General features: G+C 52.6%; 13 protein-coding genes. 11 read left to right on the top strand and 2 right to left on the bottom strand.

The window, feature by feature from the left end; translation table 11 throughout:
* Positions 1-5 precede the first annotated feature (5 nt).
* The 10 genes from ACMAZB_RS08930 to ACMAZB_RS08885 all read left to right on the top strand — a co-directional run bounded on the left by ACMAZB_RS08930 (position 6) and on the right by ACMAZB_RS08885 (position 10,625).
* A complete protein-coding gene (locus ACMAZB_RS08930) occupies positions 6-1,178 on the top strand; it encodes an amine dehydrogenase large subunit (RefSeq protein ID WP_435211102.1) in 1,173 nt (390 codons plus the stop codon).
* Entirely contained in the window at positions 1,179-1,703 is a 525-nt protein-coding gene (locus ACMAZB_RS08925; RefSeq protein ID WP_435216596.1) for a MauE/DoxX family redox-associated membrane protein, read from the top strand.
* Positions 1,700-2,311 (top strand): redoxin domain-containing protein, encoded by a 612-nt coding sequence (locus ACMAZB_RS08920; protein WP_435211098.1) that lies wholly within the window; start codon positions 1,700-1,702, stop codon positions 2,309-2,311. Before ACMAZB_RS08925 ends, ACMAZB_RS08920 begins: the two co-directional genes overlap by 4 nt.
* The gene (locus ACMAZB_RS08915; RefSeq protein ID WP_435211096.1) at positions 2,308-2,829 is read left to right on the top strand and encodes a methylamine dehydrogenase light chain; all 522 of its coding nucleotides are present in this window, start codon (positions 2,308-2,310) and stop codon (positions 2,827-2,829) included. Before ACMAZB_RS08920 ends, ACMAZB_RS08915 begins: the two co-directional genes overlap by 4 nt.
* Positions 2,830-2,833: 4 nt before the next feature.
* Positions 2,834-3,289 (top strand): c-type cytochrome, encoded by a 456-nt coding sequence (locus ACMAZB_RS08910; RefSeq protein ID WP_435216594.1) that lies wholly within the window; start codon positions 2,834-2,836, stop codon positions 3,287-3,289.
* Entirely contained in the window at positions 3,286-3,858 is a 573-nt protein-coding gene (locus ACMAZB_RS08905; protein ID WP_435216592.1) for a c-type cytochrome, read from the top strand. Before ACMAZB_RS08910 ends, ACMAZB_RS08905 begins: the two co-directional genes overlap by 4 nt.
* Positions 3,859-3,938: 80 nt before the next feature.
* Positions 3,939-4,904 (top strand): AraC family transcriptional regulator ligand-binding domain-containing protein, encoded by a 966-nt coding sequence (locus ACMAZB_RS08900; protein WP_435216590.1) that lies wholly within the window; start codon positions 3,939-3,941, stop codon positions 4,902-4,904.
* A 187-nt stretch (positions 4,905-5,091) separates the two neighbouring features.
* Complete coding sequence (locus ACMAZB_RS08895; RefSeq protein WP_435216588.1) at positions 5,092-7,515, top strand: TonB-dependent receptor; 2,424 nt, start codon at positions 5,092-5,094, stop codon at positions 7,513-7,515.
* Positions 7,516-7,598: 83 nt separating this feature from the next.
* On the top strand, positions 7,599-9,362 hold the full coding sequence (locus ACMAZB_RS08890) for an amidohydrolase (RefSeq protein WP_435216586.1): 1,764 nt from the start codon (positions 7,599-7,601) through the stop codon (positions 9,360-9,362).
* Positions 9,363-9,512: 150 nt separating this feature from the next.
* A complete protein-coding gene (locus tag ACMAZB_RS08885; RefSeq protein ID WP_435216584.1) occupies positions 9,513-10,625 on the top strand; it encodes a class II histone deacetylase in 1,113 nt (370 codons plus the stop codon).
* A gap of 180 nt (positions 10,626-10,805) precedes the next feature.
* On the opposite strand, the gene ACMAZB_RS08880 is transcribed toward ACMAZB_RS08885, so the two are convergent.
* Entirely contained in the window at positions 10,806-12,140 is a 1,335-nt protein-coding gene (locus tag ACMAZB_RS08880) for a TIGR00366 family protein (RefSeq protein ID WP_435216582.1), read from the bottom strand.
* On the bottom strand, positions 12,127-13,596 hold the full coding sequence (locus ACMAZB_RS08875; protein WP_435216581.1) for an amidase: 1,470 nt from the start codon (positions 13,594-13,596) through the stop codon (positions 12,127-12,129). Before ACMAZB_RS08875 ends, ACMAZB_RS08880 begins: the two co-directional genes overlap by 14 nt.
* Positions 13,597-13,809: 213 nt before the next feature.
* Here ACMAZB_RS08875 and hpaR point away from each other — a divergent pair, with 213 nt between their 5' ends.
* On the top strand, positions 13,810-14,358 hold the full coding sequence (hpaR, locus tag ACMAZB_RS08870; RefSeq protein WP_435211080.1) for a homoprotocatechuate degradation operon regulator HpaR: 549 nt from the start codon (positions 13,810-13,812) through the stop codon (positions 14,356-14,358).
* Positions 14,359-14,384 lie beyond the last annotated feature (26 nt).

The following is a 14,384-nucleotide window of genomic DNA, read 5'->3' as shown; positions in this document are numbered from 1 at the left end:
TAATCATGGTTAAGCAAAGCTTGTTTGTCGCACTGCTGGCTGCCGTCAGTGTGTGGGTTAGTGCAGAGGAAATACGGCCACCACTAGCGGTAGAGCCCACCGGGATCATCGAAACCCTACCCGAGCGCTATCCGGCGGATTGGTTCTTAGTTCACGACGCGGCCTTCTTTCACATGTCTGACGGTAAGGTTGTGGTGCTAGACACCACCAAGGACTCTGTTGGAGAGCAGGTGCAAGGGATGTTTCCTGTGAGTCTTATGGGGACTTTTATCGAAGCGCAATCAAGGGGCGAGATTTTTTCCGTTGAGACCTTCCATACCCGAGGAACACGTGGCGACCGAATTGATGTACTAACCATTTGGGATACGGCAAACCTCTCGGCGGTTGCCGAGGTCATACTGCCTGCTGGCAAGCGTTTCATGGGGATGCCAGAACGCGTGGCGCTACAACTTCTGAAGGATGATCGGTGGCTGGCCATATTCAATCTCAGTCCGTCGACGTCGGTGACATTGGTCGATCTAGAGACGCGCACAGTCATGGGTGAGATCCCAATTCCAGGATGCAGCTTTATTTATGCAAATGGCGACATGGGACTCAGTGCATTGTGCGCTGACGGCCGTATGCTGACGGTGGTTTTAAATGATGACGGCTCGGAAAAATCGAGAGTCACGAGTGAGGTGTTTTTTGATTCTGACGATTCGCCGATCTTTGAGCGACCCGCTGTCGTGGATAATATTGCGTATTTTCCAGCCTTTGACGGGCGAGTGCAGCCTGTAGCTATGACGGGAAGCGCCGCTTTGCCAATGGCGTCTTGGCCTCTTTATGGTAAGGGAGAGGAGGCCTGGGCGCCCTCGGGTATTGGTATTGACGGTGAGGATGATCTCGGTCGTATTTATTTTTTGATGAACGCCGAGGCCAATGGCGTGGACGGAATGCATAACGCTGGGGGCAGTGAAGTTTGGGTTTTTGATCCGGAGGCTAGGCGGCGTGTTCTTCGGATTCCACTGGAAGCATGGGGACTGTCCCTGGCGGTGAGTCGAGGCGAGGAGCCTAAAGTGCTGGTGACTAACCCTACCGATATGAGCGTTGAGCTCTATGACGGCTTGACCGGGAGCTTCATTAAAAAAATCACGGGCTTTGGCCAGGAAACGCCACTTTTGCTGCGGGGTGCTCAGTAAATGCTGCTGGCAGTGGTTACGGGGGCTATCGCGTTGTTTGCGGGCCTGATTTTTCTCCATGCGGGGTACTCTAAATTTCGCCACTCCGCCGACTACATCGACATTATGGCGGCCTACCTAGGGCGCCCGGTAAAGAGCTGGACGGTAACTACTGTGGGCACTACCGAAATGGTGTTGGCGCTGGCGCTTCTCGTTCCCGCTACCCGCTCAATTGCTGCTCTGGGCTGCAGTTTTCTACTTGTCATGTATGCGGGATTTATGTGGCGCCAAATTCAGGCGGGCCGTAAAGATCTGCGTTGTGGGTGCAGTGGCCCTGCCGCTGAAACTCGCATTGGTCCCGAGTTAGTCCTGCGCAATTTGTTGGTGGCCGCACCATTGTTGGGGGTGGCTGCGCAGTCCCCATCGTTGAACTCCATGGCAATCATCTCACTGGGTACAGCCTTAGGTCTTTTTTTGGTGCTGATCTATTTGTCGACTGACCAGATCATTGCCAATCGACAGCGTTTGGTAGGGTGGTCGCAATGAGTTTTCTGGTGGTATCAAATATTATTTTGTGGGCAGCGGTCATTGGCCTGGGCATTGTTAACTATGCGTTGTTGCGACAGGTTGGTGTACTGTACGAACGTGTGGCACCGGCAGGCGCTTTAATGGTGAACCGCACTTTAGAGGTTGGAGCGCAAGCTCCGGCACTCGAGGCGTTAACCCTCACTGAGGATCGGGTCAGTATCGGTGGTGCTGGCAGTAAATCTCAGCTGCTATTTTTTATGTCGCCAGATTGCCCGGTGTGTAATGAACTCATGCCGGCTTTGCTATCGAGCGCACGTGCCGAAGCAGATTGGGTGGATGTGGTGTTAGTAAGCGATGGCGATCAGCAGGATCACGCGGGCTATGTTGCACGAAAAGAAATTCCGCTGCCGTATGTCGTCAGCGAACTTATCGGCAAAAGTTATGGCGTATCAAAGCTGCCTTACGCGGTTTTGGTTGACGAGCAGCAACGCGTGGCTTCTCTGGGAATCGTTAATTCTCGCGAGCACATCGACAGTCTTTTTGAAGCGAAGGAACGCGGTGTGGCTTCGATTCAAGATTTTATGAATAAACGCACAGATGCGTCTTATGTGGAGGTCAAATCATGATGTCTTTCATTGATCGGCTGCTCGAGCAGCGAGCCAGAAGTGCAGCCCAGCAAGCCCCTCGTCGCGGCATGTTGAAAGCTCTGGGAGGCGTGCTTGTTGGCGCCAGCACACTGCCACTCCTGCCCGTGGCACGTGCTGCGGGACCCGAGCCCACGAGCCGGCCACAGGAGAGCGGGAGTGAGACGGATTGTGATTACTGGCGGTATTGCGCCATCGATGGCTTTCTATGCAGCTGTTGCGGGGGCAGCGCCAACAGTTGTCCCCCGGGTACGGAAATGTCACCGGTGACTTGGATTGGTACCTGTCACAATCCGGCCGATGGTCGTAACTACGTGATTTCATACAATGACTGCTGCGGTAAGCCTGGTTGCGGCGCCTGTTTGTGTCAGCGTGATGAGGGCGATAGACCGCCTTATCGTCCAGACAAAACGAACGACATTAACTGGTGCCTCGGTACCTCGAGTGCGGCTTACCATTGTTCGGCTGCGGTGGTTGTCGGGGTGGCATTCGAGGAGTAGCGGCGTGGCGAGGGCGATGATCAAGGGGTTGATGCTTGCCGTGATGGTGGCAATTTGTCCGAGCTTGGCTGCGGATGATGCGATGAACCCCGAGCGCGCGAAATACCACTATCAAATGTTTTGTCAGGGCTGTCACACCCCCGACGGCGCTGGTGCTAATGCTATTCCACCCCTAAAGGATTTTATGGGGTATTTTTTGCGCAGCCAGCGCGGGCGGGAATTTATGGTGCGTGTCCCGGGTTCGGCATTGTCCACACTTGATGATGCTGAGCTCGCAGAGGTCTTAAACTGGAGTATCGATAATTTTGCAGGAGTAAGTCTGCCGGCGGCAGGTTACGTCCCCTATACATCACAAGAAGTGGCCGTTCTCAGAGCCCAGCCACTCCAAGAAATCGAAAATCATAGAGCATCGGTGTTGGCAGAAATTGCTGCACTGGAGGCACAAGGAGCAGAGTCATGAAAAGTCTAACGAGGTTTGCTGCTTTTGTGGCAGCGCTAGCGGTTATTTTAGGGGCTCCTTCGCTGGCGGCGGAACCCAAGGCACTAGCTACTTGCGTGTCTTGCCACGGTAAAGAAGGTGTGGGTATCAATGCCGACTACGCCAACCTTGGGGGGCAAAATGCACCCTATCTCGTCCTACAGCTACAGGCTTTTCGCAGTGGGGAGCGAAAAAACGCCCTGATGAACGGCATGGCGGCGGGGCTCAGTGATGCCGACATCGATGAGCTAGCAACTTGGTATGCGGGGCAGCCCTGGGTGGTCGCCGATAACGGTAACGCTAACTTAGTGGAGGAGGGTTTAAACCGAGCCGGTTATTGCCATGCTTGCCATGGTATGAAGGGTTACCCTGTTACGAAGGACTGGCCTATTCTGGCGGGTCAGAGTGCGCTTTATTTAGACAATCAGTTGCAGGCCTTCAAGAGTGGAACCCGCTATCATCCGCTTATGGTGAATGTGGTGAAAGACCTCGAGCCTGCGGCGATGACAGCCCTTGCCTCGTACTACACGCAATTGAACGAGGCCGACTGAACCCTTTCGCGATGACCTCTTCAGGGGGATATACCCCGAGTCTATCTCCCCGATTCGCAGCTTATGTACGAGATTATTTGATGGACCGGGAGGTCGATCCCGGGCCAGTGTTTGAAGCCAGTGGCTTGGACTACACCAACAACGAAGAGTACGACCTGCCACTTCCCCTCGAAAGCGTTGCCGCACTTTTTGAGCACGCGGCGCAAGTGACTAATAACCAGACCATGGGGCTATCCATGGGTCGGGATTTTCATTTCGAATCAAGTAGCTTGCTAATCGTAGCAATGTTGGCAGCGCCTTCAGTAGGCAGCGGTTTAACCTTTCTAAATCAATACGATCACTACATCGACTCGGGAATCACTACGCACTATCAGTCCAAAGGTGACACCGTAGTGTTCTCAGCTGATCTTATTGATATGGGCAGTTCTGATATGGGCCAGCTCAATGAGTATCTCAATGGTTTCCTAGTGCAAACGTTGCTTACGGCGACTCGAACAACAGTTCCCCTGATACGGGTAACGTTCCGCCACAAGCAGCCTGCCACAACCCAAGCACTGCGTGATTTCTTTAACTGCAAGCTAGAGTTTGATGCTCAGCACAATAGCATTTATTTGCCTGCGTCTTTTCTAAACCAGCCTTTTCTTACCAGTAATAAACTGATGTTTAGAATTTTGGCTAATGCCATGGAAACCTATTTTTCAATGGGGAATAAAACCAGTGGCTTTGTGGGTAAGGTTTGTCGTCAGATAATGCTTGAGGACCCAATAGGCAACCTCGACTCAAAAAGTATTGCAAGGCTCATGGGTTTATCGACACGAACGCTTCGACGCCGCCTGTCAGAGGAGGGCTTTACTTTTAACGAGGCAAAAAATCTCGCAAGAGAGCGAAGAGCGAAGTACTTATTGGTTAATTCACGTGCCTCGCTGACAGAAATCGCTTTTGATTTGGGCTATTCCGAGCTGAGTGCCTTTAGCCGTGCCTTTCGTTCTTGGGTGGGTGAATCACCACAAGCCTATCGAGAAAATCTCCGCGCACTCCTCGATTAATCGCTGTTCTAGCGAAGCTGAAAATTGACAAAAACGCTGCCGAGCCAGCCAATTTGGTGGTCAAGCCTGTGGCCACTTATGTCAATCTTATGGGAACTTCTGCGGGTATAGTCAAAGCGAAAGGCTTGGGTCGTGGCGCGAGCGCTGCGGTCAAAAAATAAGAAATAGCTACTCAGGGGAGTTCACAATGAACAATCGTCGACAAAACTACTGTGGTCCTATTGCAACGTTAGCTGCTGCCGTTGCTGTGGCGTCTGTTACTTTGCCAGCCATGGCGCTCCAGCTAGAGGAAGTTGTAGTCACGGCCCAGAAGCGCGAGCAAGGTGCCAACGATGTGGGTATAGCAATCACCACCTTCACCGGTGAGCAGATTCGCGAACTCGGGATTTTGAGCGCCGAAGATATCGCTATGTACACCCCTGGCGTTACAGTCAATGAGACGGCAGCCACAGGGGTGCCGCTATACACAATTCGTGGGGTCGGCTTTCAAGATTACTCGACGGCAGCTTCATCGACCGTCGGCATTTACTTTGACGGGGTCGCCATGCCCTACACAGTAATGACCCGTGGCCTGCTTTTTGACACCGATCGTGTAGAGATACTCAAAGGCCCTCAGGGAGACCTGTATGGCCGCAACACCACGGCTGGCCAAATAAACTTTATTGGCAAGGAACCTACCGAGGAGTTCGCTGCGGGAGTAACAGCGAGTTATGGCCGGTACGAAGCCCTAGATCTTGAAGGCTACGTGAGTGGCAGCTTATCTGATTCAACCCGTGGTCGTGTTGCTGTGCGAATTGCGCAGTCTGGAGAAGGTTGGCAAGAAAATACCGTAGGCGATGACAAGCTCGGTGAGGATGACGTCATGGCAATTCGTGGCACCTTGGTCAGTGACTTTAGTGATAGCTTTAGCGCGAAACTAATGGTGAGCTACGTCGATGATCAATCTGACAATACGGCAAATACAGCCTATCCGGGCAGCCTCATCGGAATCGGAGACTTCACAGCGCCCTATGTGCCCCTCGACCAATATGTCATTCCGGGCAACGCTACCTTTGGGCAAACGCCCCCTTGGTACTCAGTCGACGATAATACTAAGGCGGGTTGGACCAACAGCTACACTAGTGCACTGACGGGCAAGACCTTCGATCTGCGTCCGCAAAGGGACAATCAATCTACCAATATAATGCTCCGCTTAGATTGGGCTATTGGTGACGCGACCTTAACTTCAATTAGCGGATATAGCGATTTCCAGCGCGAGGAAAGCAATGACTGGGATGGCGGTTTTTATAATGACTCTAGCAACATCAACACCACCGATTTGCAGGTCTTCAGCCAGGAACTAAGGCTCGCTGGGGAAAGTGACCGATTAAATTGGGTGGTTGGGCTGTATTACTCTCAGGATGACATGGATGAGTACTATCACTATTTCATGTCTGATTCGGTTTATGGGTATGGCAGCATTCCCTTTGGCGTAGGTTTGTTTGCGCCCAATCCCATTCTGGAGCTCGACACCAAGTACGAACAAGAAACAACTTCGACTGCAGTTTTTGGCCACGTTGAGTACGAGCTGACCGACGCGCTAAAGCTAATCGCAGGCGCTCGCTACACCAATGAGAAGCGTGATTGGACGGGATGTACTTATGTCGCTGATGATGGCTCGCTGGGTTTATTTCTCAATAATGTGTTTGGACTTGCGGGCTCACCTTTTGAGGTGGGTCCGGGTGACTGCGGCACCATCAACGATATTGGGGGCTTTGATCCGTCGTTCAATCCCTACTCAGATGAGATCGATACGGGTCGCGCGACAGGAAAGGTAGGGTTAGATTGGACACCATCAGACGACCTCCTTGTTTATGGCTCCATTTCCAACGGCTTTAAGTCGGGTGGTTTCAATGGTGCAAACTCGAATACAACGACACAGCTCATACCCTATGAAGAAGAGGTGCTGACGGCGTATGAGATAGGCACGAAGGCGACGCTCGCCGGAGGCACCATGCAGTTTAACGGTGCTGTCTTTTACTACGATTACAAAGATAAGCAGGAGCAAGATGCAGCGGTCACATTGGTGGGTAATATTTCAGGCCTTACCAACGTGGATGAATCCGAAATTTATGGCGCTGAGATCGAGTTTACTTGGCAGCCCACAGAGGGCCTTACCTTGGCAGCGAACGGGGCTTGGTTGGAATCCGAGGTTAAAAAGTGGCAGGCCGTTGATCGCGCCACCAGCTCTTACCCCAACAACATAAATTACTACGATGCATCGGGTCAGGAGTTAGCAATGACACCTGATTTTTCATACACCCTTTATGCGCGCTACGAGATGCCAATCACTAACAGCCTCATGCTGGATTTATCGGCTGATTACAATCAGACCGGGAAAACAACGGGTGGTCCACGGCCCGAAGATGCGACTGAAGAATACGGTGTGGCAAATGCCAGAGTGGGTCTTGGATCTAGCAGTGGTAACTGGCGTGTGATGGCCTGGGTCAGAAATCTTACGGACGAGGATTACTACCCATCTGCCTATACCGGCGGTAACGGGCCTTACGTGCGAACCTATGGCATGCCAAGGACCTATGGTGTGACCTTTAGCTATTTCATAGGTCAGTAAAGCATGGCGTGACTTGTTGGGAGAGGGGCCTTTTGGTCCCTTTTTTATTGATCAAACGGTGATCTTAGTGGGGCAGAGAGAGTATGAAACGAGCAATGCTTTGGTTAATGATTGGCTGTTTGCTGGCATTGGTGGGTTGCGAGGATGCGCCTAATGATCTCTCGACGGCAGACGTGCCCAAACAGCCTCTCGCAGATACCGTTTTCATGAATGCGAGGGTTTATGTCGACGGGTCTTCCGAGCATGTAAGCGAGGCTTTGGCGATATTAAACGGCCGTTTTTTGGCCGTAGGCAACAACGAAGCGATGCTGCCATTAACAGGTGATGCCACCGAGGTGTTCGATGCGGAGGGTGCCGCCGTATTTCCTGGGTTAATTGATGCCCACGTGCATCCGTCTATGGGTGGCCAGAAAGTCTTATACATGTGCAATTTCTCTTTTGACGCGTCACCAACAGAATTAGCCGAAACGATTGAGAGCTGTGCTCAGGCACCCGACGCCCCCGAGTGGATTGTCGGCGGCCAGTGGAGCAGCAATTTCTTTGTCGATAATGATGTGTCGACCCCCCGAAAGTTTTTAGACGCAATCAGTGGCGATCATCCCGTATTTCTTAACGATGATTCAGCGCACCATGGTTGGGCAAACACAAAGGCGATGCAGCTCGCAGGAATCCTGCTAAATGCTGCAGTGAAGGACCCTGCCGGTGGCGTTTATGTTCGTGACAAGAACGGCGTTCCTAACGGTGTCCTGCTTGAGGCGGCGGCTGATGTCGTAGCTGCGGTCATTCCGCCTTATACACTCAAGCAACAAGCTGCGGGGATTGCGGCGGTTTCAGACATTGCTAACGGTTATGGTGTTACCGCCTTTGGTGATGCGCGAGTTCCTGAAATGGCTATGGGTGCCTACAAAGCGGCTGATGACTCAGGGAAGCTAAACATTCATGCCGTGTTATATCAGCAAAGCTATGGTCATGGTGGAGAGCCTCAACCTCTAGAAACTGTTGCAACTTTCGATGAACGTGCGGCTAAATTCGGATCAGACAACTTGAAGGCCAAGGCAATTAAGTTTTTTCTCGATGGCGTGCCCACGGCCTCGCGTTCAGCCCTCATGGTGGCACCTTACACCACAGATGCGCAGCACCCCGAAGAGACCCTCGGTATGCAAATGATCGACACTGAGGAACTTAAGAGTGCGGTCCTACGCTTCGACGCAGCGGGGTATCTCATCAAGATTCATACTGCAGGGGATGGGGCAGTGCGCGTAGCGTTAGACGCTATTGAAGGCGCGAGACAAGCTAATGGCTCACCTGGTCAGCCGATTTCTCTCGCCCACGCGGGTTACATCGATCCTCTGGATCTCCCGCGTTTTAGTGCGCTCAATGCCGTGGCCGATTTCTCCCCGTACCTTTGGTATCCAAGGCCCATTATTGAATCCGTGTTGCAGGCTGTGGGCTCCCCTAGGGGAGAGCAATATTGGCCGACACGGGACCTTCTTGATTCTGGGGCATTGATAAATGGGGGGTCAGACTGGCCCGCTGCGGCTGCCGATATGAATCCTTGGCCAGCCATCGAGTCTTTGGTGACACGTAAACACCCCACTGATGGCGCTGACGCTACGTTTTGGTCAGCGCAGAGCGTTTCGCTCGATGAGGCAATCGTTTTGTGGACAACTCAGCCTGCGCTTATTTTGGGTATCGAGGGTGAAGCTGGCTCGATAGCGGTAGGAAAATCGGCAGACTTTGTCGTGCTTAATCATGATATCCATGAAATTCCAATCGAGGCCATTTCCGATACCGCGCCGTTGCAAACATGGTTCCGTGGCCGTCAGGTCTACGTTGCGCCGCAGTGAGTTCATTTTTCAGAAGAAACATTTTAGGTTTGGCATCTGCCGTGTTTGCAAGCCATAGTGCGGTGGGGCAGGGAAGCGCGCTAATCCCCTGCGTCACCGCAAACCCAGCATTTGGTCAGGAACCTAAAACAGCAGAACTAGGATCAAAACATGTCACCAATACGTAAAACCGGATTAGTCGCTCATGAACTGTATATGTGGCATGACACGGGTAATTATGCGGGACCAATGCCCTACGGCAATCCCGTGCAGCCGGGTACCCATGCGGAAAATCCAGAGACGAAACGCCGGTTTCGTAATCTTCTTGAAGTCGCAGGTATGAATGAGGTCCTTACCCACATTAAACCGCGCTCTGCGACGGAGGCAGAGATTCTTCGTTTCCATACAGCTGAGCATTTGGCCAATGTCCAACGGATCAGCGCCGATACAGGCGGAGATGCGGGCTTTTTTACACCGGCAGGTCGGGGAAGTTACGAAATCGCCATGCTGTCTGCAGGTGGGGTGCTCAGTGCATTGGAGGCGCTAATAGCGGGCGAGATCGATAACGCCTACGCCCTAGTCAGGCCGCCAGGTCATCATGCGATTGCGGGTGAAGGTATGGGTTTCTGCATTTTTGGCAATGCAGCCATCGCTGGGTTTCATGCCTTAGAAACCTTGAGTCTGAGCCGCATAGCCTACGTGGACTGGGATGTTCATCATGGTAACGGTACTCAAAGCGCGTTTTATGATGATCCCCGGGCGCTGACAATATCGGTCCATCAAGATAATTGTTTTCCGCCCGATTCAGGGCATGTTCACGAAGTGGGAGAGGGCCCGGGCGAAGGTTACAACATCAACATCCCTTTACCCCCAGGTTCAGGTGTCGGCGCTTATGAAGCCGTCTTTGATCAGATTATCATTCCCGCCCTTGATGCTTTTGCACCTGAGTTGATCATTGTGCCTAGCGGCTTCGATGCTGGCGCCTATGACCCTTTGGGCCGTATGCAAATGCACAGTGATGGCTACCGGAGCCTCACTGAAAAACTTCTGGCTGCCGCTGACCGTAACTGTCAGGGCCGAATATTGATGACCCATGAAGGCGGCTATAACAGTTGGACGGTCCCCTTTTTCGGGCTCGCCGTTTTGGAAGCTTTGTCCGGTCACAAAACCGCAACAGAAGATCCTTTTCTGCCGCTGCATGCTGGCTTGGGAGGGCAGGACCTACAACCGCATCAGCAGTTGGCTATTGACGCGGTAAAGCCACTGGTGATGAGTCTCTCTTAGGTAGCGTTGCTAGTGGCTGGGTTGTTATTTCTGCACGTCGTTGGGTCTTAAGGGCGTACCTGACAGACAAGGCGTCCTTCTAGGTCGCTCAATGTCCGGTAAGCAAAAGCTATTCACCGGTGTTTTTGGGGCGATCTTTTTGTGGGCAGTTTTAGATGCTCTGTGGGGCCGTTTTAATATTTAACCTTGTAGGTTGCCGATCAGGAGGCCCGTTATTAAGGGCAAGCTGGTAGCAGCACACAGTACCAAGGCCAAGCCAAATATGTGTTTCAGGCGCAATCCAGTCAGGGCAAGCAAGGGTATCGCAACGAAGGGCTGGATAAGGTTGGTCCACTGGTCTCCGTAGGCGACTGACATGGCAATCAACCCAAGATCAACCTCCAGTAGCTTAGCGGCTTCAATAAATGCGGGCCCTTGCAGCGCCCATTGCGCGCCCCCTGATGGAATAAAAATATTGATCAGTCCCGCAGAGAGAAAAGCAATAACTGGTAGCGTTGTGTGCGTGGCAACGCCAATCAGTCCCTGAGTAAATTGCTGGGCTAGGCCACTTTGGATGGCCATTCCCATGATGCCGGCATACAAGGGATATTGCAGTAATGTGGGTGCTGCGACCTGGGCGCCGTCGGCAAACAAAACACTGTAATGGGATAGCGATCGCACAAGAAGAAGCCCTAGGGCCATAAAAGTCCAATTGACTATATTTAATTCCAGTGCCAGTCCTTGCTGAGCAAACCATCCCACCACATAAGCCACGAGTAACAGCCCCGTTAGCAGTGACCAATGCCTGCGCCCTTGTGGCGGTTTTAAATCAGGTGCCACCTCGGGGAGCCTTTCTAGGGGTGTGACAAGATCTTCGGGTATGTAGGGTTTTTTAAGGTCAAATTGTCGGTGCAGGGCTAGGACAGTCGCGATAATGACGGCGAGGGTGGTGGCTATCGACAAGAGGTTCCAATGCGTTAACAACGTTTCCTGAATGGGAATCAGTCGACCAATAATGTCGTGCGTGGGGTTCCCCTCAGTGGCCACAGCGAGGGCAATAGACGACGAATAACCCATTTCCCACACGGCATAACCACTCAAGGCGCCGACTGCCATGAGAGGAAAATGTACCGGATTGTTTCGCGCGACCGCGTCTTTCGCAATTTCTCTTGCCACCAACGCCCCGCTAATGGGCCCGAGAGGCCAGGAGATCAGATAAAACGTAGCGGCGGTAAGAATGACGAGCACGTAAGCCTGCGTGGGGGTTCTTGCCAAGGCTGCTAGGCGCCGCAGTCCACTTTGCATGAGCGGCGTTTGTGAGAGCACATAAGCCAAGATAATAGTCAGGCCAATTTGCATGGTGAAAGTGAGCAGAGAGCTCAATGAATCACCCCATAGCATGAGCAGTTCCGGAGGCTCGGTAGGGGTTAAGGTCAACGCGAGAAAGGCCATTAGGGCCGTTAAGGTCAAAGCAAATGTTAAGGGATCAGGCAGCTTGGCCTCGATGAATTCTTGAAAGCGTTCAAACCCTTTCATGAGCGCGTTCCTCAAAGGTAGGCGGCGCTTTCTGCCAGTGACCGGTGTGCTCCTGAAAGGCGTAGGCGAGTCGCATGACGCCCCAATCGTCTCCAGGCTTGCCGACAATTTGTAAGCCTACGGGGAGGCCGTCAGCATCGAAGCCGGCAGGTATCGATAGGCAGGGAACATCAAAAGGGCTCAATATGCAGCAACTCGACATCCAATCAATATAGCTTGTCATCGCCTCGTTATTAACCGATGTAGGAAACTCGACCTCAATAGGAAAAGGCATGACCTGTGTTACGGGTAATAGCAGATAATCAAAGCGATCAAATACTGACATCAGCGCCTTGTGGAGATTAAGCCGTTGTTTTTCCGCGCTGTTAAGAACATCGCTGGTCAGATCCAAGCCTAGTTTAATATTGTCGATAACGGTTTTTTTCATTTTATCCCGGTCAGAATGGTAGACATCTGCCAGTCCCTCAGCAAAGGCAGCAGCCCTCAACACGGTAAATACGGCCATAGCGTCTTGCAACTCAAAGAGGTCTATTTCTTCAATGGCGGGATAGAGATGTTGCATGTCCGACAGGGCGGCACTGAGAACAGAGGATACCGGGGCCTCAACAGGAAGGCCGGCTGGTTTTGGTGCCCAGCCTAAGCGCAGGGTCTTTGGCTGCTCGCTCAAAGCTGGAGTTGGGTTTAGTTTGGCGATATCTAATGAGCGAGGATCACGCGGATCGGCGCCCGCCATAGCTTGAAGCATCAGTGCGCAATCTTCGACAGTTCTTGCCATTGGGCCTTCCACTGCCATCCGGCTGAAGGTCTCTTTTGCTTTCGGAAGGGTGGGTACCCGCCCCATGCTGGGCCGTAGACCTACAACGTTACAAAACGCCGCTGGATTACGCAGTGAGCCGCCCATATCAGAGCCATCGGCAAGAGCCACCATACCTGTGGCAAGGGCTGCAGCTGCGCCCCCAGAACTGCCGCCGGCAGTTTTCAGCGGGTCATAAGGGTTTCGGGTGACGCCGAACAGCGGATTAAAGGTGTGTGATCCAGCGCCAAATTCCGGCGTGTTGGTTTTGCCAATCACGATAGCTCCAGATTCTCGGAGCCTTGATACGAATAAACTGTCAGTTTTGGGTATGTGCTCCGAGTGAATGGGAGATCCTTGAGTGGTTAGGAGGTCTTTGGTGTCCGCAAGGTCTTTGATCGCCAGTGGGAGTCCGGCGAGCTTTGGTAGTATCTGCCCCTGCTGCCTCGCCTTATCAACGCGCTGCGCTGCCTCTAGGCTTTGCTCGATAGGAACCAATGTACATATGGCATTGATGTCTCGGTTCTCCTGCGCGATCCGCTCATAAGTACTCTGCATGAGCGACACTGCAGAGAGTTCGCCGGAGGCCAACGCAGCGATAAGGTCAATCGCTCTGGAGTGCGATTTCGGTGAGCGACCGTTTTGTGGATTATCCTTCGACATAAATGTTGCTCTCAATAAACCCATTTGAGCCTAGAAGATTGGGCCCAGATTTAATTGCCATTATCGGCCATAAGGTTGACAGTTTGTGGTGCCAAGGCTGAAGTCGATGAAAAGGCTGGTTGCGGCCCATCGCATAGTGAGCAAAACCACAAAGGCCAAATTTAACGGATCAAACTTGATATGATTATTCAATTTTAAACGGCGAACAGGCTCATGACCCAGAGACAGAGACCAAGGTCGGTCGCACCAGCGGCTGCAAAGACAGTCGCAGCCAACAATATGCGGCGCTTCGACCAGTCGTTACCTATGACCCTGTTAAAAGCGCACGAGGCTGTGCTCAGAACCTTTATTCCGCATTTGCGTGCCCACGACCTATCGACTCAGCAGTGGCGGGTCATGCGCGCTCTCGCTGAAAGTGAGTCCCTCGATGTGAGTGAACTGGCGTCAGCTTGCTCGTTATTGCGCCCCAGTGTGAGTCGCATTGTTCAAAATCTGGAGGGGCGAAAGATCCTGCAGCGCCAACCTTGCGATCGGGATAGCCGCCGTTCCCTAGTCTCAATTACGTCATTGGGGCGCGAGTTGATTGCAGAAATCGCGCCTGAATCGGAAGCGCGTTATCAATATATCGAGTCACAATATGGCGCTGAGAATCTGAGTGGGCTTTATGACCTGCTCAATGAACTCATAGAGGCGCTTGACCGTGCCGCGCCGCCGTTTGGGACGCTCGGTGCTGAGGGGGAGCCCCCCCCAGACTGTCCATAGCCTCTACCAGTCCACCTAGCAGGAAT

The organism is Luminiphilus sp. nBUS_07 (genome assembly GCF_051201685.1).
Classification (GTDB): Bacteria; Pseudomonadota; Gammaproteobacteria; order Pseudomonadales; family Halieaceae; genus Luminiphilus.
The sequence above is the reverse complement of the archived record's forward strand: the minus strand, read 5'-3'. Positions and strand labels throughout refer to the sequence as shown.